This window comes from Mesorhizobium sp. WSM4310 (genome assembly GCF_007003935.1).
GTDB lineage: Bacteria > Pseudomonadota > Alphaproteobacteria > Rhizobiales > Rhizobiaceae > Mesorhizobium.
In genome coordinates this window covers 56,928-78,210 of record NZ_VFTA01000028.1, presented here as the reverse complement: position 1 = coordinate 78,210, position 21,283 = coordinate 56,928, and the positions used below count along the sequence as shown (strand labels likewise).

Annotated in this window: 16 protein-coding genes and 1 pseudogene; 7 read left to right on the top strand and 10 right to left on the bottom strand. The window is 60.3% G+C overall.

Annotation, left to right across the window (positions count from 1 at the left end; translation table 11 throughout):
- Window positions 1-359: 359 nt before the first annotated feature.
- A pseudogene (locus FJV80_RS25715) lies at window positions 360-667 on the top strand (hypothetical protein).
- Window positions 667-1,617: a cytochrome c gene (locus FJV80_RS25710; RefSeq protein ID WP_095774666.1), complete on the top strand. Its 951-nt coding sequence runs from the start codon at window positions 667-669 to the stop codon at window positions 1,615-1,617. Before FJV80_RS25715 ends, FJV80_RS25710 begins: the two are co-directional and overlap by 1 nt.
- 2 nt (window positions 1,618-1,619) lie before the next feature.
- Here the strand turns inward: FJV80_RS25710 and FJV80_RS25705 are convergent, their stop codons facing one another.
- From FJV80_RS25705 to FJV80_RS25655, 9 genes are all read right to left on the bottom strand, one after another.
- Complete coding sequence (locus FJV80_RS25705; RefSeq protein WP_095774665.1) at window positions 1,620-1,994, bottom strand: c-type cytochrome; 375 nt, start codon at window positions 1,992-1,994, stop codon at window positions 1,620-1,622.
- 34 nt (window positions 1,995-2,028) lie between these two features.
- Window positions 2,029-2,856 (bottom strand): cytochrome c oxidase assembly protein, encoded by an 828-nt coding sequence (locus FJV80_RS25700; protein ID WP_348643994.1) that lies wholly within the window; start codon window positions 2,854-2,856, stop codon window positions 2,029-2,031.
- A 343-nt stretch (window positions 2,857-3,199) separates the two neighbouring features.
- Window positions 3,200-3,802 (bottom strand): cytochrome c oxidase subunit 3, encoded by a 603-nt coding sequence (locus tag FJV80_RS25695; RefSeq protein WP_095774662.1) that lies wholly within the window; start codon window positions 3,800-3,802, stop codon window positions 3,200-3,202.
- On the bottom strand, window positions 3,799-5,670 hold the full coding sequence (gene ctaD / locus FJV80_RS25690; protein ID WP_246689057.1) for a cytochrome c oxidase subunit I: 1,872 nt from the start codon (window positions 5,668-5,670) through the stop codon (window positions 3,799-3,801). Before ctaD ends, FJV80_RS25695 begins: the two co-directional genes overlap by 4 nt.
- 38 nt (window positions 5,671-5,708) lie before the next feature.
- Window positions 5,709-6,686: a cytochrome c oxidase subunit II gene (gene coxB / locus FJV80_RS25685; protein WP_095774660.1), complete on the bottom strand. Its 978-nt coding sequence runs from the start codon at window positions 6,684-6,686 to the stop codon at window positions 5,709-5,711.
- A gap of 11 nt (window positions 6,687-6,697) precedes the next feature.
- Window positions 6,698-7,258, bottom strand: coding sequence for a cytochrome c (locus FJV80_RS25680; protein ID WP_095774659.1), 561 nt, complete (start codon window positions 7,256-7,258; stop codon window positions 6,698-6,700).
- Between the two features lie 56 nt (window positions 7,259-7,314).
- The gene (locus FJV80_RS25675; protein WP_142877779.1) at window positions 7,315-9,708 is read right to left on the bottom strand and encodes an FdhF/YdeP family oxidoreductase; all 2,394 of its coding nucleotides are present in this window, start codon (window positions 9,706-9,708) and stop codon (window positions 7,315-7,317) included.
- Window positions 9,709-11,780: 2,072 nt separating this feature from the next.
- Window positions 11,781-12,158 carry a response regulator gene (locus FJV80_RS25660; RefSeq protein WP_095789599.1) on the bottom strand — a complete coding sequence of 126 codons (378 nt, stop codon included), beginning with the start codon at window positions 12,156-12,158 and terminating at the stop codon, window positions 11,781-11,783.
- A complete protein-coding gene (locus tag FJV80_RS25655) occupies window positions 12,155-15,265 on the bottom strand; it encodes a CheR family methyltransferase (RefSeq protein WP_095793776.1) in 3,111 nt (1,036 codons plus the stop codon). Before FJV80_RS25655 ends, FJV80_RS25660 begins: the two co-directional genes overlap by 4 nt.
- A gap of 266 nt (window positions 15,266-15,531) precedes the next feature.
- Between FJV80_RS25655 and FJV80_RS25650 the strand changes: the two genes are divergently transcribed.
- A complete protein-coding gene (locus FJV80_RS25650; protein WP_095793775.1) occupies window positions 15,532-16,191 on the top strand; it encodes a response regulator in 660 nt (219 codons plus the stop codon).
- A gap of 42 nt (window positions 16,192-16,233) precedes the next feature.
- On the opposite strand, the gene FJV80_RS25645 is transcribed toward FJV80_RS25650, so the two are convergent.
- Window positions 16,234-16,506 (bottom strand): hypothetical protein, encoded by a 273-nt coding sequence (locus FJV80_RS25645; protein WP_095793774.1) that lies wholly within the window; start codon window positions 16,504-16,506, stop codon window positions 16,234-16,236.
- A gap of 220 nt (window positions 16,507-16,726) precedes the next feature.
- On the opposite strand from FJV80_RS25645, the gene FJV80_RS25640 reads away from it, so the two are divergent.
- From FJV80_RS25640 to FJV80_RS25625, 4 genes are read left to right on the top strand one after another with little or no spacing between them, the layout of a single operon-like run.
- Window positions 16,727-17,833 carry an NAD-dependent epimerase/dehydratase family protein gene (locus FJV80_RS25640; RefSeq protein ID WP_095793773.1) on the top strand — a complete coding sequence of 369 codons (1,107 nt, stop codon included), beginning with the start codon at window positions 16,727-16,729 and terminating at the stop codon, window positions 17,831-17,833.
- The gene (locus tag FJV80_RS25635; RefSeq protein WP_095789603.1) at window positions 17,830-18,909 is read left to right on the top strand and encodes an NAD-dependent epimerase/dehydratase family protein; all 1,080 of its coding nucleotides are present in this window, start codon (window positions 17,830-17,832) and stop codon (window positions 18,907-18,909) included. The genes FJV80_RS25640 and FJV80_RS25635 overlap by 4 nt, the downstream gene beginning before the upstream one ends.
- A complete protein-coding gene (locus tag FJV80_RS25630; RefSeq protein WP_095789604.1) occupies window positions 18,906-20,198 on the top strand; it encodes a TIGR04295 family B12-binding domain-containing radical SAM protein in 1,293 nt (430 codons plus the stop codon). Before FJV80_RS25635 ends, FJV80_RS25630 begins: the two co-directional genes overlap by 4 nt.
- Window positions 20,183-21,283, top strand: a complete 1,101-nt coding sequence (locus FJV80_RS25625) for a glycosyltransferase family 4 protein (RefSeq protein WP_095793772.1) — start codon at window positions 20,183-20,185, stop codon at window positions 21,281-21,283. The genes FJV80_RS25630 and FJV80_RS25625 overlap by 16 nt, the downstream gene beginning before the upstream one ends.

Genomic DNA, 21,283 nt, shown 5'->3' with positions numbered 1-21,283 from the left:
GTCACATTTCAACGGAAGCCCTTGAGCCCGGCCTCGTCCGAGCCAAAGCTCTCGGCAAAGGACATTCTTCCCTTTGTTTGGCCCTTTCCTTGGACTTAAGCCGACCTTCCTGGGCCCGTCGATGCGGTGCAGGCTTATCGGCTGATCCCGATCAACGAAAAAGGGGAAAGCCCGTCGAGACGATCGCCTCCAGTCGTGAAGGGCACGGCTTAACGAGCCAGCCGCGAGGAAAGGGCCGTACTGTGGAACTCGACGTCATCTTGGATGTTGACTCAAAGATAGGGCGCAGGAGCATGCCATGCACATCGACCAGCACCGTGAGACCGTAGTCACCGCCTACGCCAGGACGTAACCTTCCAATGAACGTCGCAAACCTCCAGCTCCAGGGCCCACTTCTGGCGGTTGCCTCGATTAACAATGCCGTCGCACCTAAAGGCATTCTCAACATCGACGACATCGATCTGACGCTGCGAACTGCCGAGCTTAATTTGGCTGGCGATGAGCGCCTGTTCGAAGACATGTCGCGCGCCAACCGTGATGTGGCCTGCTTCCCAATCAGGGTTCGGCAGATGGCCAACCACGCGCAAGGCGAAACCGAGATCCCTCCTTCTCCGAGTTGGCTCGCATGATCGGCCGGAGTAAGGAGCCCGATAACGATCAACAGTGATGCATGGCGGCACACATCCTTCGCATGGCAACGCGACACGGCGCGCTGTCCGTGTTGCCCTTGTTGCGCTACTGATTGCATGCGCCGCCGCGGCGATAGCGTGGTACGTGACGGCAGCGCGCCCGCCATTCTCTCAAAACGATGCGCAATTTGACGGCGGCGATGCTCCGCGAGGCAAACTCGTCTTCGCGGCCGGCGATTGCGCGTCCTGTCATGCGACGCCAGGGCAATCGGACCGGCTTAAGCTCGGCGGCGGGATGGCACTTGGCTCGCCATTTGGGACTTTCCGGCCACCAAACATTTCTCCCGATCCGGTCGACGGTATAGGCACGTGGACCGCGGCCGACCTGGCGAATGCCCTTGTCGGAGGCGTCTCGCCAAGCCGCGAGCACTACTATCCCTCCTTTCCCTACACGAGCTTTACGGCAATGACGGTTGCGGACATCAAGGATTTGTATGCTTACCTGCGGACGCTTCCGAAGGTTTCGGGTCGTGCGCCGCCCCACGATCCCAAAATTCTGTTTATGGTCCGCCGGTCAATCGGGTTCTGGAAACTTCTCTTCTTTCGCGAAGGTCGATCGGCCGCAGACACGAGCGGGATATCGACACGTGATCGCGGGGCTTATCTCGTTGAAACCGTATCGCACTGCGCGGAGTGCCACTCGAGCCGCAACGCATTCGGAGCAATCAAGTCCGGCACCCTTTTTGCCGGTGGCATCGATCCGCAAGGGACGGGTTTTGTGCCCAACATAACTCAACAGAGATTGCGCAGCTGGGGCGAGGCGGATATCGCAACGATGCTCAAGACTGGCGAGACGCCCAATCATGGACGCGTGGGATCATCCATGGCCGATGTGGTAACGAACTCTGCGATGCTGCCTGATAGCGACCGCCAGGCGATCGCGCGCTACGTCAAGGCGCTTCCTGCGATTGCAACGCCTGGTCCATAGGCTCATTCGGCATAGAGGTAGGCGGCGAGATCCTGGGCTTCCTGTTCGGAAATACCCGTCATCGGCATCGCCGTCCGCGGGGAAAAACTGCGCGGCGAAACGATCCAGGCAACGAGATTGTCGGAGCGGTTTTCCAGAACGCCAGCGATGTAGACGCGCCTCGATAGTCCCGTAAGCGGAGCGGCCGTCTGACCGTCCGCCCCCGGGATCCCGCGAATCGTGTGACATCCGGAGCAACCATACCGCCGAAAGATTGCCGGAGCGCGATCGGGATCGCCACCGGTCATCGTTTTCGCGGTGGCGGCTCGGGTATGATTGTCACGCGCAATGTTGGCCGTGACGAACGCAGCTGAAGCCACGATAAGGCCGCCGGCCATTAAGGCTGCTCGACCGGGAACAGACAACAGCAAGCTAGGCATTTTGCGCCTTTCTTCCGCTCGAGTGCCGGATCCAGAGCGCCAGCATGGTCATTGCCGCGGCCGCATAGACCGTTCCTGCCGGCACCCACATGATCATGCCCGCCAATTGCTGGTCCTCCAGCGGCGTTAGTCCCCAGTCCATCGCGGTTTGGGTCTGCGCGACATAGAGCACGCGCGGGGCAAGCGCCATCAAGACGCCCAGGATGCTGGTGTGGATCATGGTCAGGAACAAATGCCATGCCGAGGCGCCATAATCACTTCGCCAGACAATTGCCCACCAGAACAGTATCGCCGTCGCGAAGAAGCTCAGATGCTGGAGGCGGTGAAGGAGCGTGTCGGTCACGGCGGCGTCGAACAGGACGGGCACGTGCCAGGCCCAGATGGCAACGCCGTGAATGATGGTCGCGTTGGTGGCGCCAATACACCAGTCCCATGCTCTGCGGACAACGGCCATACGCATCGCCGAGCCAGCGGCGTGGCGCGTTGTTCGGGGCAATCCCCAAAGCAGGAGACCCACTGGCCGAGCCAGCACGATCAAGGGCGCCGATACGGCCATGACAATCTCGTGCTCGATCATATGGAAGGTAAAGAGGTGTTCGCCAAGCCAATGAAGCGGCGAAAGCAGTGCACCTGCCAACGCCAGCGTGCCGCCGCAGTAAGGCAAGACCCGGATCAACATGATGCCCGGTCTCCTGATCCGCCAAGTCAACCTTATGACGCCAACGCCGTACAGTATGGTAAGTACAGCTAGCGGCACGACGATCCACGGGTCAAACGTCCAAGGGTATGCCGAACCGTGTGTCTCGTTCCCATGCGCCATAGCCGGGCTGGCGATGATCAAGGCGACCAGTGTGCGGATCAGCGTTGGCATGGATCCAGCAGCATCGTAGCCGCCCCCTGCAACGACAGCGTCAACACAAATGCCAGCGCGATCAGGAAACCCGCATCGGTGATAAATCGCTCGGATCTGGCCAATCCGGCGGAGCCCGTACGTGATGCCACGACACCAGCGATCGACGCCGCTAGGAGCGCGGCACAAAGGGCGGCCGTCCAGGGAAAATTCCGTCGGCAATCCACGTAGGGCGTGATTTGTCCAAGCTGGGTGGTGACCGCCCAAGCGGCAGGCGGCACGACCAATCCCGTGTATCGCAACCAGCGTCTGCTCAAAGTCGTGGAACCCAATAGAGGCACACGTACATCGGCAACCACGTCAGCACCACAAAGTTCCAGTACATCGCATTGTCGGCCACATCGCCAAACCGTCGCGCATTGTCGCCATGGCGCGTGAACATCAGGCTGGTCAGCACGACAGTCTCACCCAGATCGGTCAAGATGTGTGTCGTATGGAGGCCGAGCATCACCCATACAATCGATCCATAGGCGTTTTGGTCCCACTTGATGTGCATGGCGGGAAACTCGAAAACACGCAAGATAAGCGGCAAGACGCCGACCAGCGACATGACAATGAGGCCAATTCGGACCTTTCGTAGGTCTTGGCTACGCGCCCAGCGTGTAACAAAGACATTGGGTATGAGGCTTACAAGCAGCACGACCGTCAGGGTCGTGCCTGCAAGCAGATCAGGCGGCGCGGTATCCAGCGGCCACCGCGGTGCCACGCTCATCAGATAGAGATAAATCACGATCGAAAGGACAAAACCGGTGCCTTCGATGAGCATGAAGGCGAGCGTTCCCCACCAGGACAGGCTGGCAGTGCCAAGGCCATGCGCGGGAAGCTCCGTCACGTCAAGGACGACATCGTGCTTCATGTCTCGTCCTCCGGGTCGCCCTTTGGCCAGAACCAGCCAATGAGTGCGATTGCAATCGGTATGGAGCCCCAGACCACGGCCCAAGGGGTAAAGATCGACCAAATCAGCATTGCTGACGTAGCGAGCGCCGCAAGGAGCGGCCAAATCGAATTCCCGACCGAAGATTCACGCGCTTGCGCACGCGCTTCCACGACACTGGTGATAAGCAGTTCGCGCCTGTCCGTGTACAGACCCTCGACGATACCAAGTGGGTCCGATCTGTCCGACAAGGGCTCTAGGCTTTCGACGACAGGCAGCCGCGCGAAATTATAGGACGGCGGTGGCGAAGACGTCGCCCACTCCAGCGTTGAGGCGCCCCACGGATTGGCTGGTGCGACGGGACCTGATCTGGCGCTGCGTATGGCGTCAATGAAGAACAGCAGGAAACCGGCGGCCAGCACGATCCCGCTGAGACTGATGAACATGTTCAGGCCGGACCACGGCATCTCCGGCTGATAGGTATAGATGCGCCGGGGCATGCCTTGCAGGCCGAGAATGTGCATGGGGAAGAAAGTCAGATTGAAACCCGAGAAGATGAGGCCAAACGACCAGCGGCCAAGCGTCTCGCTCATCATTCGGCCTGTCAGTTTCGGAAACCAGTAATAGACGGCGCCCAGCAAGGGAAACACGGCGCCACCCACCAAGACGTAATGGAAATGCGCGACGACGAAATAGGTGTCGTGAACCTGTGTATCGAACGGAACCGATGCCACCATCACGCCGGTCAGCCCACCAATGACAAACACGACAATGAACCCGATGACGAACAAAAACGGCGTCTTGAAGATTGGCCGTCCCGCCCAAATCGTCGCCAGCCAGCAAAAGATCTGCAGGCCTGCCGGAACGGCGATCGCCATGCTTGAGGCGGTGAAGAAACTTTCGCCCAGCCGCGGAAGGCCGGCCACGAACATATGATGCACCCACAGCCCGAAGGCCAGAACGCCCGTCGCGATCAAGGCCATCACCATGGCCAGATATCCAAACACCGGCCGCTGTGTGAATGTAGCGACGATGCTGGAGACCATGCCCACCGCGGGCAGGAAGATGATATAGACCTCAGGGTGGCCGAAGAACCAGAACAGATGCTGCCACAGCAGCACGTCACCGCCTTCGGCCGGGTTGAAGAAATGCGTCCCGACGAGCCGATCGAGGATCAGGCTGGTGCTGGCGATCATGATCGCCGGCATGGCGAGGATGACCAGGAAGGACGTGACCAGCATCGACCAGACGAACAGCGGAATCCTGTCCAGTGACATTCCCGGCGCGCGTTGCTTGAATACGGTGACGACGATTTCGACGGCGATGGCGAGAGCGGAAACCTCGGTAAAGGTGATCATCTGGGCCCAGATGTCGGCCCGCTTCCCGGCGGCATATTGAGGCCCCGACAGCGGTACGTAGGCGAACCATCCAACGTCCGGACCGGTATCGACGGCGAACGCAATCCACAACAGCAGACCGCCGGCAAGGTACATCCAGTAGGAAAACGCGTTGAGGCGGGGGAATGAGATGTTTCGCGTTCCCACCATCAAGGGCACCAGGTAGATGGCCATCGCCTGCATGACGGGCACGGCGAACAGGAACATCATATTCGAGCCATGCGTGGTGAAAATCTGGTTGTAGCGATCGGGCCCGAGGAACCGGGCTTCGGGTTGCGCCAGCTGAAGCCGCATCAGCAAAGCCAGCACTCCGCCGAGTGCCAGAAAGACAAATGCCGTGACCATATAGCGGCGGCCGATAATCTTATGATCGACAGTCGATAGGGCACCCCATAGGCCAGGGAGCGTTGACCAGGTCGCGGCAAGTCGACGATCGAGTTCGCCGGCTTCCATCCCGGTGTCCCGAACGCCTTCGCGATCCGCTGCTGCGCTCATTTGAGACTTTCCATATAGGCGGAGATATTCTGGAGCTCGATGCTGGTCAGCGGAACCATCGGCATATTGTTCCCCGGCTTCAGCGTCTGCGGATCGGCAATCCAGGCCGCCAGCGAACCGCGCGTGGTCTCCAGCAATCCGGCGGCGATTGTCTGGCGACTGCCGATGTGCGTCAGGTCGGGTCCTGTCGTACCGGTAGCATGCGTTCCGCGGATGGTATGGCAGGCCGCACAGGGCTTTGCCAGAAAGGCCACCTGCCCCGAGGCGGCATCGGGATCGGCCGGCATCATCGCATCGGCGTGCTGTGCTGTGATCCAGCGCGCATAATCGGACGGAGCCTCTGCGACGACGATAACCGCCATATGGCTATGCTGCAGGCCGCAGAATTCGGCGCATTGCCCGCGATAGATGCCAGGCTTTTCCGCCCGAAGCAGCAAATCGTTTGAGCGACCCGGAACGAGATCCTGCTTCCCGGCCAGGCTGGGAACCCAGAACGAATGGACGACGTCGGCGCTTTCAAGCTGAAGCCGGACATCTTGACCGACAGGGATATGGATTTCGTTGGCGGTCTGGAAGGTGGGCGTGCCATCGGACCCGGCGTAGATGACCTGCCACCACCATTGCTGTGCTCTCACGGTGATGGTCACGGCAGCACTTTGCGGGACCCCGATGCTGCGGGTGGTGAAGAAGCTGGCGATTGTCATGCCGGCGATAATGGCCACCGTCACCGCGACCGCGGCCGAGACCGTCATTGTGAGCCGACCTTCCGATGTCCGGCCTTCCGTCTCGGCCCGACGCCCCCGCCTGAGCGCCAGGACGAGCATGACCATCACCAGCAACCAGATCATCGCGGACAGGGCAACTATCCCGATGATCAGATACTCGAGATGAATGGCGGGAGCCCCGTAGGGGTTAAGCGCAGACTGGCTGCCATTGCAGCCTGACACCAGAGCACCCGTCGACAACAGGCCCATGCAAGGGGCTCTCACGGCGAAGGTCCCTGATCTGGATGGACACCCACCGGGCCCTCATCGAAGAGAATTTTCGCGGGGCCTCGGTTCTCGGCCGGGCGGGTCTGCTTGTCATCGTTGCGGCTAGGCGCCGCTGTCTTCGGCGTATACGAGCCGATCGTCTGGACATAACCCGCGAGCTGCCAGATCTGCTCGATAGTCATGCGGTCGTGAAAGGCGGGCATGCCGTGCGGGCGGCCATCACGGATCGAGGCGACGATGGAGACCACTTCAGGACCATACAGCCACCAGCCGTCAAGGAAGGACGGGCCGACACCGCCGCGTCCGTCTCCATGGCATGTCGAGCACCCGAACCAGGCGTAAAGGCGCTTGCCTTGGCTCAGATTGTAGGCATCCGTTTCATAAAGCTTGCCCTGCGCAAAATAACTCTCTGGCGGTGTTCCGCTGATCGCATTGGGCATGAGCCGGAATTGATCGAGATCGGCCGCAACGGGGGGATCCACACGAAGCTCCCTGGCCTGGCGAAACCAGCCCAACCAGGCACCGACACCGATCAGCAGAAACGCTGCCGCCATGAATGCCCAGTTTGGGTTTCTTGTGTCTATCAAGGGGCCCTCAGCCCATAAAAGAATTAGCCGTCCGGATTAAGGCTCGATCTGGTAAGGCGCACAGGTAGAAGTTTATAGGAAGGTGTTTTTGCCTTCGGATCATGATGAGCCAAAGGGAAAAGCGGGTTTGCCTCGGGGTAATACGCCGCACAGCATCCCTTCGGAATGTTGTACTGAACGATCCTCAGGCCAGTGATCTTACGAATGTTATTATCGTCGATCGCCGTCGTCACATCGATGTGCTCGCCATCGACGAAGCCCAGCCGGCTAATATCCTCGCCGTTCATGAACACGACCCGGCGAGTGCCTTCAACGCCACGGAATCGATCGCTGTAGCCGTAGATCGTGGTGTTGAATTGGTCGTTGGATCGCAGTGTCGAAAGATGCAGGACGTCGGCCCTCCCCGATGTGGAGAACTCCGGAAACAATCTGTGCGGCGTGATGAAGTTGGCCTTTCCCGTTTTCGTCACCCACTTGCGTTCTCGCGCGGGCAACGGCCTGGCAAATCCGCCAGGTTGAAAAAGCCGCTTGTTGAAATCCTTGAACGTCTCCGGGTAAGTGCGCTCGATAGCGTCTCGTATCTGCGCATAGTTCCCGACCCAGCCGTCCCACGGAACCTTCGTTTGTCCGAGTGTAGCCTTGGCGATGCCGGCAACGATGGCAGGTTCGGAGAGAAGCTCGGAGCTGGCCGGTTTCGCCTTGCCGCGAGAGCCATGGAAATGAGCTATGGAACTTTCAATTGACACCGCCTGCGGACCGCTTGCCTGCTGGTCGACTTCAATGCGCCCCAGGCACGGCAGCAGATAAGCGACCTCTCCATGCAGCACATGGCTGCGGTTGAGCTTTGTCGCGATCTGCACACTCAAATGCAGCTTGCGCCATCCCTCTTCCATGGCGGCCGTGTCGGGTATCGCTTTCAGGAAGTTTCCGCCCAGGCTGATGAACGCGCGGCACTGGCCGTTGATGATCGCTTCGCAGGTCTCGACCGTCGAGCGGCCCGTCCATGTCGGCGGCTCAAAGCCGTAGAGCTGGGAAAGCTTGTCCAAAGGCGCCAGCCCGGGTTTCTCGGTGATCCCGACGGTCCGCTGGCCCTGCACGTTGGAATGGCCGCGCACGGCGCAGATATTTGCTCCGGGCTTGCCGATATTGCCGCGCAGCAGTGCCAGGTTGCAGACCATGTGAACGTTCTCGACACCCAGGAGGTGCTGCGTCAGGCCCATGCCGTAAATCATCATGACGGCGCTGGCGTTCGCGTAAGTTTTAGCAGCCTGCATCATCTCTGAGCGGCTGAGCCCCGACACGCGTTCGAGTTCCTCCCACTGATGGGCTCGCGCGGCCTGAGCAAATTCCTCAAAACCGGTGGTGTGTTCCTGGATAAAATCGTGATCGAGCACGTGCTTCTTGTCTGCCGAGGCCATCGAGGCCGCAAAGGCGACCATCGCGGCATTGTCCTGGTCCTTCGGCTTCCCGTCCTGCCCCGCCACGCGGCTCGCGCCTGATGCCTTGAGGGCGTCGTCAGCTTCAATCAGCGCCTTGCATACCCCGAACAGTGCTGCGATATCGCCGCCATTCCTGACCTGATAATATTCCGACGAGATCTTTGTCTCTTTCCCGGTCAGCATCTGTGCCGACTGCGGATTGACAAAGCGCTCCAGCCCCCGTTCGCGCAGCAGGTTGAAGGTGACGATCTTGACGCCCCGGTTGACGGCGTCCTGGAGATCATGAAGCATCCGAGGCGACGATGTTCCAACGTTCTGCGCGATGTAGAAAATGCAGTCGGTGTTCTCGAAATCGGACAGGATCGCCGTCCCGACGGATGAGCCGATGCTTTCCGGGAGCGCCACGGAGGAGCTCTCGTGACACATGTTGGAGCTGTCAGGCAAATTGTTGCTGCCATACATACGTGCGAACAGCTGGTACATGTAACTGGTCTCAAGCGAGGCACGCCCGGACGTGTAGAGATCAACCTGATGAGGATCGAGAGAACGCAACTCTCTCCCAATCTCATCAAAGGCATCGGACCAGGCGACCGGAATGTATTTGTCGCTGGCTGCATCCCAACGCATGGGATGCGTCAAGCGACCTTGTTCTTCCAGGTCGTGATCCGACCAGGTCTCCAGCTCGCCCAGCGTGTGGTTGGCAAAAAATGCCGGACCGGCTCGACGCGACGTCGTCTCCCACGCAGTAGCCTTGGCGCCATTTTCACAGAACTCAAGCGGATGTGGCTGAGCAGGCTTTGCCCAGGCGCAGCTGACGCACATATATCCTTCAGGCTTGTTCTGGCTCGAAAGGAGCTTTGGGTCCCGCAAGAGGACACGTTCTCTCGAGTTAATCGCTGCGACGGATTTCGCCGACCCCCAGCCGCCAGCGGGTCCCTTATATGGTCGGATGGTTGGGGACCGTGTCTTTGATGTCATTTCCGCCTCGCCGCTCACTTCGCCGGCGTGGCACGAGTCTTGCGCCGGCAATATAGAACTTAGCAGTTGTCGGACGGTTCCACGGATGACGCCCATCTCGTCGGTGTCGCCCTGGGCGAGCGACGAGGTCAGCTTCCTGATCTGGTCATATGTGAACTGCGGTGGCGACACTTCGCGATGGGTTTTGACCTTGAGGATCGACCATGCGATCGGATGCCAGGGCTTGGTCCCAGGCTCCGCCAAGTTCTTCGGGGTGATCGGCGAACAGCCCCTTCAGCCCGATCAGGTCCGCGAAGCGACGACAGGGTAGGGAAATTGCCTCTACCAGATCTGCTAATCCTGCTCGGCCGCGCCGGCAGGGTTCTCGATCCTGTATTCGTGGACAAGCCCGAGGACCTGTCTTCTCACTACCTCGCGCGCTTCGGGCTGAATGAAAGGCATCAGCCGGTCGACGTTCCGACGACCGCCCTCGGCAGGTCGGCAGCGGGTTCGGTAAGCTCGCTGCCATGTTCATACAGATTGTCCGTCAGCTTCTTGTCCAGATCGGCAAGGATGCCCATCACCACGCTCCATGCCCGTATTCTCACCGTGTGTTATGATCAGCCCAGCAGAGATGTTCCGCACCTGGACGCCCCCAGACGGCTGGAGGCATCGTTTCCGATGAGCACGTCAATACGATGTCGTCCGCCTTCGTCGAGTGGCGCGTGCGGGGCTTGCGCGCGAAACTCTATTGCTTGCCCAAAGGAAACTGCGCCAGCTAATATCAGAGCTCAAACTCCTGGTGCACCGCGCCAAGAAAGCCCATGCCCGCCGCGAAATCGGTTCTAGTAAGAATTATTGGCAGGATGTCGCTTCGCATTTTCCCGGCGACGTCCCAAACCCCTATAACCAGCGGCGGCCACCTGAACCGCCGGATGGCCGCTAACCGCTAGAGGGTTTGGGCGACACGTGCCTTGGGTTCCCTGCCAGCACTAGTATCCATCTTCGAATTCTTGCCGACTGGCTGGCTTTGCGTCGTATTCGTCTTGGATTTGACGAGAACGACATTGTTGTTGCGCCAACGCCAGCAACGCCGATGCCGCACAGCGACCACAAGGCTTTCATGCTGGCTTTTCCCCTGTGAGTTCGGGCAAAGCAGTCGACAAGGGACCTATTCGGTCGAAGCGCACGGAAAGTCCTTGTTTTACCGCACTTCGGGCCAGCAATTGGTCGAGTTCGGTTGGATCGGGCTGCGAACCACTTGGCGGGTGGCCTTGCACGCCAACTCGGTCGAGACAAAATCATGCCTCCTGCTTCTGGCGAGAACGTATGTTCGACCAGCATCTTCACGCGCCTGAATGCAATTTCATCGGCATAGTGGATTCCGATTCTCCTGAACGCCGAACCGTCGAACCGGTGGGTTGTTCCCGCCTGTAGTCAAAACACGATCGTTCGGCCAACGTAAAAGCCCGCGCCTCCCGGCAAAGGAGAGCGCGCGGGCTGATCAGGTTGAGGGATCCCGATCGTGCAGCGTCAACGAAGGGGGGCGACGACGCCGTGCGACACGCAACCTGCATCGACGTAAGTTGTTCCACTTCGCCTTATTCGAGTCGCTCGCGTCTGAGCGGAAGACACGCTTCAGGCCAAAGGTTCCAGAACGGCGAGATCGACCGTCCTTCATGATCTGCGGCCGACCCTCCGAGCCGGAATAAATCTCTTCGAGGCGGTTGCAGCCGCCAGCCTGGTATCGTCCCGGTCCCGGAACTTTCAACCGCGTCGAAGTTTGACCTGCCTGCATGAACGTTTTTCCTGCTTTGCAAGGAAAGAAGCCACCATGCCAAAGGAAGGTTCAAACTCGAAACCCGCCGTCCGATCGCCGAACGCGGTGGTCTGCCGCACCCAAAGCGAGATGCCAAACAACGGACGCCGGCGCAAAGCCGGTGACGCCAACGGCCGCCGGCGCATCCCGGCCATTGAGCATGGCGCTGGATAATCTAGTCGCCAATCGAAATGCCGGGTGGCCACGTCAACCGAGCACCACGCCCCGGCCTACCGACAAGCCGCTGGATTGATCGCGACTGGCTGGCTTGAAATCACGACCGCGTCTTGGCGGCGCGAAGCGACGCTAGGTCGGCCACGGCGGTGAGGATGGTCGCCTCGGTTGCGGGTTTTGCCACGAATTTGCAGTTTCGAAACGGGGCTGGAACATCGCGCTCCCCAAATCCCGTTACGAACGCGAACGGGGTGCCGCGAGCCAACAAGACTTCCGCGATCGGTAAGCTTGTTTCACCGTTGAGTTGAATATCCAGCAACGCGACGTCAATCTTGTCCGCCTCCACAAGTTGAAGCGCGGCGGCCACGGACGAAACAGGGCCGACCACCGGATAGCCCGCTGCACGCAACTCGGACGCTATGTCCTGCGCGATCAGCCACTCATCCTCGACCACCAGAACGCGGGGTGTATCGCTCACGGCGTATCCTCATGGTTTGCCGAAAAGGCGATATGGACATCGAGACCTTCCTTGCCAAAAAACGTCTCGACATGACCGCCGAGCCTGTAGGCGATTTCCCCCTTCAACAGGTTCAGGCCAAAGCCATCATTCAACGGCTTCTTGACGGCAGGCCCGTACTTTTCGCGCCAGCGAAGCGTGAAACTGTCGCCATCCATGGCCCATTTGACGCTGATCCTGCCTCGGGGCTTGGACAAGGCGCCATATTTGGCCGCATTGGTAGCCAGCTCATGGATGGCCATGCTAAGCGAAAGGCCCTGTTGCGGGCCGAGTTTTACGTCGTCGCCATCGAGTTCGATCCGTTCGATGCCGAAGGGTTCCAGTTCCTGATGCAGCAATTCCTTGACCGAAGCCTCCTTCCACCTCTCGCGGGTCAGCAGTCCGTAGGCTCTGGACATGGAGTGCAACCGGCCTATCAACGCATCCGCGAATGCTTCTTTCGTATCCGAACTGTCCCGCGTGCGGTTGGCGATGCTGGCGACCACCGCCAGCATATTCTTGACGCGATGGTTGAGCTCCGAGATGAGTACCTGCTGATGCTCTTCCGCCCGCGCCAGCGTGGTCACGTCGACCAATGTCACCACGACGCCCTGTATCCTATTACCCTTGTCCCGATAGGGATTGATGCGTACCATGTGAAACAGGCCCCTGGAATCGCGCGCAAGATGGTGGTTCAGGGTCTCGCCTGTCTCGAACACCTTGTCGATGTGCTGCTTCAACTCTGGATAATCGAGTTGGCTCGACAGATCCGTCAAGGGCCGGCCGACGTCGGAGGGGCGCAGGTTGAAGAAGGAGGAGGCCGCCGGCGTGAAGGTCCGCACCACAAGACTGCGGTCGAGAAAGATGGTCGCGATATCGGTGCTTTCGAACAGGTTCCGCAGATCGCTGTTTGCGTGATCTAGCTCATCTATCTTGCTGGCTAACTCCGCGTTGATCGTGTTGAGCTCTTCGTTGAGCGACTGCATCTCTTCCTTGGACGCTTCAAGTTCCTCATTGGTCGATTGCGCCTCTTCATTGACGGAGACGAGTTCCTCATTCGAGGATTTCACCTCTTCGAGGGCCGTCTCGTATTCTTCTATGGTGGATTGAAGACGCTCTCTTGTGTCGCGCAGTTCCCGCTCGAGATCGGCCGTGCTGTCGCTGTTATGGCTGCCACCGTCCTCATTGGACCGAGCTTGCCTCGGTCCCGACGGCTCGAAGAGGACAAGGTAAAGCGGCTCACCATTGCCTCTCTCGGCAAGCGGTTCGATCGTCAGCTTGATCGGTTGCACGCGTTCGTCATCTTCCTCGACGCTGAGGTTGTCCCGCACAACCGTGCGGCGTGTTGTCGTCGCCTCCCTTAATGCGGCGCGTAGGTCCAGCCGAAGTCCGCGGCGGGCCATCGTCAGCACCTGCCGGCTGGGGATACCTTGCGGCGCTTCGAGGTATCTGCCGGTCCTCGCCGAATAGTAGACGACGTCGCCTTCGGCGTTGACGAGGACATGCGGCGGCGCGAACCGCTCAAGCACCTGCGCTTCGACAGCCTGCCGCAGCGGGTAGCCGACCGTGCCCTTCTTCAAGCCAGCTGTTTCGGCGGGAAAGACGCCGGAAGTGGAATCCCCGAACAGGGCCGGCAGCCTGATATGTGGCGAGGCATGCTCCCGTGCCTGGAAGAGGCGATGTTTCTTGTCGATGGTGGCGAACAGATTTTCGTGCTGCCCGATGCTTTCGGACGTGCCGAGGAAAAGATAGCCACCCGGCTTCAGCGAATAGTGGAAGACAGGAAGAACGCGGCTTTGAACGGCTGGGCCGAAATAGATCAGCAGGTTGCGGCAGGAAACCAGATCCATGCGCGAGAAGGGCGGATCGCGAATGATGCTATGCGGCGAGAAGATGCACAGTTCGCGGATCTCGTTGCTGATGACGTAGCTTTCGCCATCGCCGTTGAAAAACCGGTGTTTGCGCTCCGGGGAAAGACCCTGCATCAAGGCCTCGGGATAGCGTGCGGCGCGAGCCACCGCCAGGGCAGGCTCGTCTATGTCGGTGGCGAATATCTGGACGCGCGGAATGGCTGACAGCATTTCCATGTGTTCACGCAGCAGGATGGCGATGGAGAACACCTCCTCGCCGGTGGCGCAGCCGGGAATCCAGACCCTAACCGTATCGCTCGCCGTCTTGCCCTCGAACAGCCGCGGGATGATCTTTTGTTCTAGCAATTCGAAGGCATCGGGATCGCGAAAGAAGTTGGTGACGTTGATCAGCAGATCGCGAAACAGATTCATCACCTCGCGAGGGTCCTTCTTCAGCCAATCGATATAGGCGCTGATGGACTGAATCTGAGCGATCTGCATGCGCCGCTTGATCCGGCGTAGGAATGTCTTGGTTTTGTAGCCTGAAAAGTCGTGGCCGGAGTGGCTGCGCAAAATGCCGTATATCTGTTCGCGGACCTTATCTATGTCGGCCGTAGGGATGTCCTCTTCGTTCGGCAGCCCATCCAGCGTGTCGAAGCCGCGGGCGTAAGCCTGGAGCTTCGCCCCAATCTCCTCGGCGGGCACGGCAACATCGATGAGACCGCTGGCAATAGCGCTCTGCGGCATGTCGGGGTTGCGCGGGCCGTAGCCGTCCGGTGCTTGCGCCACGGTAAGCCCGCCCCGCTCCTTGATGGCCTTGGCACCCAAGGTCCCATCGGAATCACCTCCCGACAGTACCACACCGACCGCGTATTCACCCTGGTCTTCGGCGAGTGCGCTGAAGAAGATGTCGATGGGTTTGCGCTCCTGGGTAAGCCCATTGGGCCGCCGCAGGTGCAGCACGCCGTTCTCAATGACCAGAGTGACGTTTTCCGGCATCACATAGACGTGGTCGGGTTCAACGGCCACGCCGTCCTCGACCACCACGACAGGCATCTCGGTGTAGCGGTCGATAACCTCATGCAGCAGGCTGTTGCGCTTGGGACTAAGGTGCGTGATGATCACGAACGCCATGCCCGGCCTACCGGTGATGCCCTTGAAAAACCCTTCCATTGCGGGGATGCCCCCCGCGGACGCACCGATGCCGACGATGGGGAACTTGATTGATCGGGCTGTCACGGCATGTCCACCTTTCGCCCGACCGACATGAAGTCTCTCAAGGTCGGATCGGACAGGATATGACCATATAGCGCGCTTGGAGGATGGAACAAGTCAGCATGGACGACGTTGGCCCGATGTCCATGATGGTTCAATGACAAAACGCTTTGCTGGCTTGAAACTCCTGGCGCTCATGGTGTGGGGGGCGCCTGAGTGAGTGGAACGTCTCGGTGGGCCCGTACCGGATCGCATGCTCGTGCTGGCGAAACGATTGCAGGCGGCACTGGATGACAGGAAAATGGGAGTGCCTTCTTTGCATCCTCAACACCGTTCGAATAAAGGATAACGACGTGCGCGATCTGCGGGGGGTGCATATTCTGATTGTCGAAGACGAATGGACGCTGGCGGGGGATCTTGCGAGGTTTTTCGGCAACATGGGTGCTATCATCCTCGGGCCCGCGGCTACAGTCGAGCAGGCGTCTGAACATACCGATCAAGCCGAAGCTGCAATCCTGGACGTCAATCTTAATGGCCGACGCGTGTTTCCGATCGCCGACAAGTTGATGCGCCGCGGTATCCCCTTCGTATTCTTCAGCGGTGACAACGAGATCGCGATTCCCGAGCATCTCCGCTACGCCAGCAATTTGCGGAAGTCCTCGGGCAGCAAGGCTGTGTTCAATGCGCTTTTTCCGCGGCAGGCATCCGAACAAGCGGAGATCTCCGTGCCCTCCCCGCCAGACGACGTTTTCACCCTCTTGCCCAAACTGCGCCTCGCGGCGCGTCTTCTGCTGGGGGACGTCCACGCATCGGACCGGCTGGTCGAGAGGACACTCGAGCAAGCGATCCGGGACGTCGACCACCGGCAGCTTGGCCAGTCCACCGAAAACTGGCTCAACGATGTCATGCGAGAGGTGGCCAAAGCCCGCGGCGCAAAGCTGATGCATTGAATTCTCCTGGGCCGAGGCCAAGTCGCCTCCCGCCAGGACTTCTCAACTCTTGCGATCGCGCTCGACGAATTTGTTGAAACGGCTGGACTTTCCGTCGCTGGTCTTGGCCTGATAGAGGAAGGCCAAATCGTTCTCGTCGAATATGCGGAAGAACTCGTCCCAATCAATGGAGTCGAATCCTTCCTCGGGTTCGCCAAAGTCGATCCGCAAGATGCCGCCCTCGCCCTTGGTGCGGACCACTGCCGGCCGGCCCTGCCGCTCCTCGGCCCATTTGCGAATTTCGTCGTGATTGGTGGTCGTGTGGGACTGCGACATTGAAATCTCCCTTGATCATAGGCTTCGCCTTACGGTCTCACGGCGGCTGTCGAGCGCCCTAACAGCATACCGGCGGGAATGTTCCCGCATCGTGGGCCGATGGCGTTGCGCTTGCTTTCAGACGAAGCCCGCGAAGGGAACTTTGTTGAAGCACAGGGAACAAACCTTTTGCCGAAAAGTTCGGGGCGCCGAAGTCACTTGTCCGGGGAGAGGAGTCGTCGTGAAACGCATATTGGTTACAGGAGGCTGCGGCTTCATCGGCCGCCACGTCACACAAGAACTCATCGCTCAGAATTATTCAGTTCGCATTCTCGACGTCCTGCTGGAGCAGGTGCATGCGGGCGAAGCGGTCACGCTTCCCACCGGTGCCGCACTGATCAAGGGCGATATTCGCGATCGCGAGGCCGTTGCCGAGGCGCTGGAAGGAGTCGACGCTGTCATTCATCTGGCGTCGGAAGTCGGTGTCGGACAATCAATGTACGAGATCGCGCGCTACGTCGGCACCAACGATCTGGGCACGGCGACACTGCTTGAAGCGCTGATCAAGCATCCGGTCGAACGGATCGTCGTCGCCTCCTCGATGAGCGTCTATGGCGAGGGCCTCTATGCCACGCCCGAGGGCCGGCGCATCGACAATGCAAGGCGCAAATTAAGCGACATCAAAAGCGGACAGTGGAATCCGCTGTCGCCGGAAGGCGAACCCCTTTCGCCGCTGCCGACGGATGAAGAAAAGCCGGTCGACCTCGCCTCGATTTACGCGCTGACAAAATACGCCCAGGAACGCGCCGTGCTGATCTTCGGCGAAGCCTACGGCATCGATGCGGTCGCATTGCGCCTGTTCAATGTCTTCGGTGCCGGCCAGGCACTATCAAATCCCTATACCGGCGTGCTGGCCAATTTCGCTTCACGTCTCGCCAATGGCCAACGGCCGATGATCTTCGAGGATGGGGAGCAGAAGCGCGACTTCGTTCATGTGCATGACGTCGCACGTGCCTTTCGTCTTGCGCTGCAGCAACGTCAGGCAAAGGGCCACGTCATCAACATCGGCAGCGGCCGCGCCTATGCGATCAGCGAAGTCGCGCGATTGCTGGCGGAAGCCATGGGAATACCGAACCGTTCGCCAGAACTGCTCGGCAAGGCGCGCTCCGGGGACATTCGCAACTGCTTCGCCGATATCTCCAAGGCGCGTGAACTGCTCGGTTTCGAACCCGGCCTGCAATTGGAGAATTCTCTCGTGGATTTCGTTTCCTGGGTGCGCAATACGGCCGCCGTCGACCGCGGCACCGAAATGAAGCGCGAACTCGAAGAGCGCGGGTTGGTGTCATGAGCCCGGGCGCACGCAACCGACGCGAAGCGCCGGTCGCCATCCTCGGCGGCAGCGGCTTCATAGGATCAAATCTAGCCGATAGCCTGTTGTCGGATGGCGAGCCGGTGCTGGTGGTCGACAATCTCAGCCGTCCCGGCGTCGAACAGAACCTGGAATGGCTTGTCCAGAAACATGGTAGCCGCCTTACCGTCGAGACCATTGATGTGCGGGACGCCAATGCCCTGGCCCCGGTTCTGATGAGATCCAAGGCGATTTTCCATCTGGCCGCACAGACGGCAGTCACCACGAGCCTGGTCCGGCCGGACGAGGATTTCGACATCAACCTTCGCGGAACGTTCAACGTGCTGGAAGCGGCGCGGCTGAGCGGCGAGGGCATTCCGGTGATTTTCGCCAGCACCAACAAGGTTTACGGCAGCCTCCCCGACGTCGCGGTTCAACCGCACGACGACTGCTACATACCTTGCGATAGCGCGATCCAGGCCAGCGGCATCGATGAAGCCCACAGCCTGAATTTCTGCACGCCCTATGGCTGCTCCAAGGGCGCGGCGGACCAATATGTGCTCGACTACGCCAAATCCTATGGCATGCCCACGGCGGTACTGCGGATGAGCTGCATCTACGGACCGCGCCAGTTTGGAACGGAGGACCAGGGTTGGGTAGCGCACTTCCTGCTCAGCGCCCTGACAGGACGGGACATCACCGTCTACGGCGACGGCAGGCAGGTGCGTGACATCCTGCACGTTTCCGATGCGGTCGCCGCCTACAGGGCTGTGCTGGACCATATCGACATTACCGAGGGCCAGGCATTCAACCTTGGCGGCGGACCAGAAAATGCGCTCAGCCTGCGTATGCTGTTGAGCGAGATCGGCAGCCTGACCGGCCGCGAACTCTCGGTCCGCCATGATGGGGAACGGACCGGCGACCAGCCCTTCTTCGTCGCCGATACCCGCAAGATCCAGACCGCGCTTGGCTGGAAGGCGCAGGTTGCGTGGCGCGAGGGCATTCGCGATCTCGCCGACTGGCTGCAGCGCCACCGGCTTGAGCCCCGCCCCGAAGCCGTGAGGTACGTGGCATGAGAATAGCCCTGGTCAACCCGTCCTGGACATATGACGACAGCATCTATTTCGGCTGCCGCCAACCGCATCTGCCGCTGGAACTCGGCTATTCGAAAGCCCTGCTCGAAGCGGCCGGCCATGAGGTGCTGCTGCTGGACGGGCAATTGCAGAAACTCGACAACTCAGGGCTGTGCGGACGCGTGGCTGATTTCGCGCCGGCAATGACGGTTGTCAGCACCGCCCCGACCTATCTGTTCTGGCGCTGCGCACCGCCGGAGTTGCGCGTGCCGGCCGATTTCCTCAATCGTCTGGCCGGGCGTGGCGGCCGCACGGTCGCGGTCGGCCCACATGGCTCGGCGACGCCGGCGCCGACCTTGCGCAAGCTGGGCGCCGACATCGTCGTGCGCGGCGAATGCGAGGAAATTGTCGCCGAACTTGCACGACGCGACGATTGGAGCGCGGTGCCCTCGACCGCCTATCTGCTGGACGCCAAGCTGGTTTCGAACGGCGGGGTCCATTCCAGTTCGTTTGTCGATCACCCGCCGCTGGAATGGCCATCCGACTGGATCGCCGCCCATTCGCATCATCATCACCGGTTCGATGACCAACAGTTTGGATTCGGCGCCGAGGTCGAAGCGTCGCGCGGCTGCCCCTACAATTGCAGCTTCTGCGCCAAGATCGATTTCCGCGATGCCTATCGCCGCCGCAACCACAAAGCGGTGGTGACTGAAATCGATCGGCTGATCGCCCAAGGTGCCGGCTACATCTACTTCATCGACGAAATCTTTTTGCCGCAAAAGGCGTTGCTGGAGGCGTTGGTAAGCCGCGATGTGAAATTCGGCGTCCAGACCCGCATCGATCTGTGGAAACCTGAGATGCTGGAATTGCTCGGCGCGGCAGGCTGCGTCTCCATCGAAGCCGGCCTCGAAAGCTTGACGGTGGAAGGGCGGGCCATGCTCGCGAAGCGCTGTAGGCTGGACACCGAGGAACTCGCCGCGCTGCTGGTTAAGGCCAGACGCCACGTTCCTTTCGTTCAGGCCAATCTGATCGGCGTCGTCGAGGACGATCCTGCCCTTGTCGATCACTGGCGAGCCCACCTGATCGACAATGGCGTGTGGGCCAATGAACCGGTACCGCTTTATCCATATCCGAGTTCGCCCAGCTATCGCGAGCTTTGGGGCGAACCCGACGACCTTGCCTGGGAGCGCGCCCATGATCATTACCTCGCATCGTTCCAGAAGTTCAGCGACATCCAGGAAAAGCGCCCGCGCCCGCTGGCGGAACTGGAGGCGGCATGTTGCGGACACTGACGCCACGCAAACGCCGCGTCCTGATGACCGTCGATGCCATGGGCGGAGTATGGCGCTATGCGCTTGATCTCGGCCGGGAATTGGTCAATGGCGGCGACAGCGTTGTGTTCGCCGGTCTGGGGCCGCAACCATCTGGGCAACAGGCCAATGAGGCAAGGACTTTCGCGACGCTCATCTGGCTGAATACGCCTCTGGATTGGATGACCCGAAGCGCCGGCGACCTCGACGGTCTGCCGCTGGAATTGCGTGCGCCGATACGCGACTACGCGATCGACCTTGTCCATCTCAACGGACCGACGCAGGCCGTGGGGTTGGATGCGCCTTGCCCAGTCATAGCGGTCTCGCATTCATGCGTGACGACTTGGTTCCATTGCGTCAAGGGACAGGCATTGGATAACGCATGGAGCTGGCAGAAGGAGCGCAACAGGCGTGGCTTCGACAGGGCCGACGCAGTCATCGCCCCGAGCCGCAGCCATGCCGAGATGCTCGAGACCTGCTATGGCCCGATCGCACGCCTTCACGTCGTGGGAAATGCCGCACGCCCAGTCCCGCCAGCGGAAACCCGCCAGCCGCTCGTTTTCGCCGCCGCCCGCTGGTGGGACGAGGGAAAGAATGTGGCGGTGGTCGACCAGGCCGCCTCGTTGACGCAATGGCCTCTCTTTACAGCCGGTTCGCTTCACGGCCCGAACGGCGAGCGCGCCACCGTCGACCACGCCGTTCCTCTCGGGGCGCTGCCCTATGACGAGGTGCGCTCCTTGATGGCCCGGGCCGGCATTTTTGTATCGCCATCGCTGTACGAACCGTTCGGTCTGGCGGCGCTGGAGGCGGCTATGTCGGCAACCCCCCTGGTGCTCTCAGACATCCCGACCTATCGCGAACTATGGGACGGTGCCGCGATGTTCTTCGACGCGCGTGACCCGCATGATCTCGCTGCCTGCATCAATCGCCTTTCCAGCGATGCCGGGCACAGGTTAGAGCTCGGCCACGCCGCCTTCCGCCGAAGCCGCGGGTTCACTCTGGCGAGACAGGCAGCGGCCATGCGTGACGTCTACGAAAAGGCGGCGCTGGCCGTTGCGGAGCGCTGA

Coding starts and splice junctions, on each gene's coding strand:
- FJV80_RS25710 (WP_095774666.1), top strand. CDS start 667: ATGCATGGCGGCACACATCCTTCGCATGGCAACGCGACACGGCGCGCT.
- FJV80_RS25705 (WP_095774665.1), bottom strand. CDS start 1,994: ATGGCCGGCGGCCTTATCGTGGCTTCAGCTGCGTTCGTCACGGCCAAC.
- FJV80_RS25700 (WP_348643994.1), bottom strand. CDS start 2,856: ATGGCGCATGGGAACGAGACACACGGTTCGGCATACCCTTGGACGTTT.
- FJV80_RS25695 (WP_095774662.1), bottom strand. CDS start 3,802: ATGAAGCACGATGTCGTCCTTGACGTGACGGAGCTTCCCGCGCATGGC.
- ctaD (WP_246689057.1), bottom strand. CDS start 5,670: ATGGAAGCCGGCGAACTCGATCGTCGACTTGCCGCGACCTGGTCAACG.
- coxB (WP_095774660.1), bottom strand. CDS start 6,686: ATGGGCCTGTTGTCGACGGGTGCTCTGGTGTCAGGCTGCAATGGCAGC.
- FJV80_RS25680 (WP_095774659.1), bottom strand. CDS start 7,258: ATGGCGGCAGCGTTTCTGCTGATCGGTGTCGGTGCCTGGTTGGGCTGG.
- FJV80_RS25675 (WP_142877779.1), bottom strand. CDS start 9,708: ATGACATCAAAGACACGGTCCCCAACCATCCGACCATATAAGGGACCC.
- FJV80_RS25650 (WP_095793775.1), top strand. CDS start 15,532: ATGACAGGAAAATGGGAGTGCCTTCTTTGCATCCTCAACACCGTTCGA.
- FJV80_RS25645 (WP_095793774.1), bottom strand. CDS start 16,506: ATGTCGCAGTCCCACACGACCACCAATCACGACGAAATTCGCAAATGG.
- FJV80_RS25635 (WP_095789603.1), top strand. CDS start 17,830: ATGAGCCCGGGCGCACGCAACCGACGCGAAGCGCCGGTCGCCATCCTC.
- FJV80_RS25630 (WP_095789604.1), top strand. CDS start 18,906: ATGAGAATAGCCCTGGTCAACCCGTCCTGGACATATGACGACAGCATC.
- FJV80_RS25625 (WP_095793772.1), top strand. CDS start 20,183: ATGTTGCGGACACTGACGCCACGCAAACGCCGCGTCCTGATGACCGTC.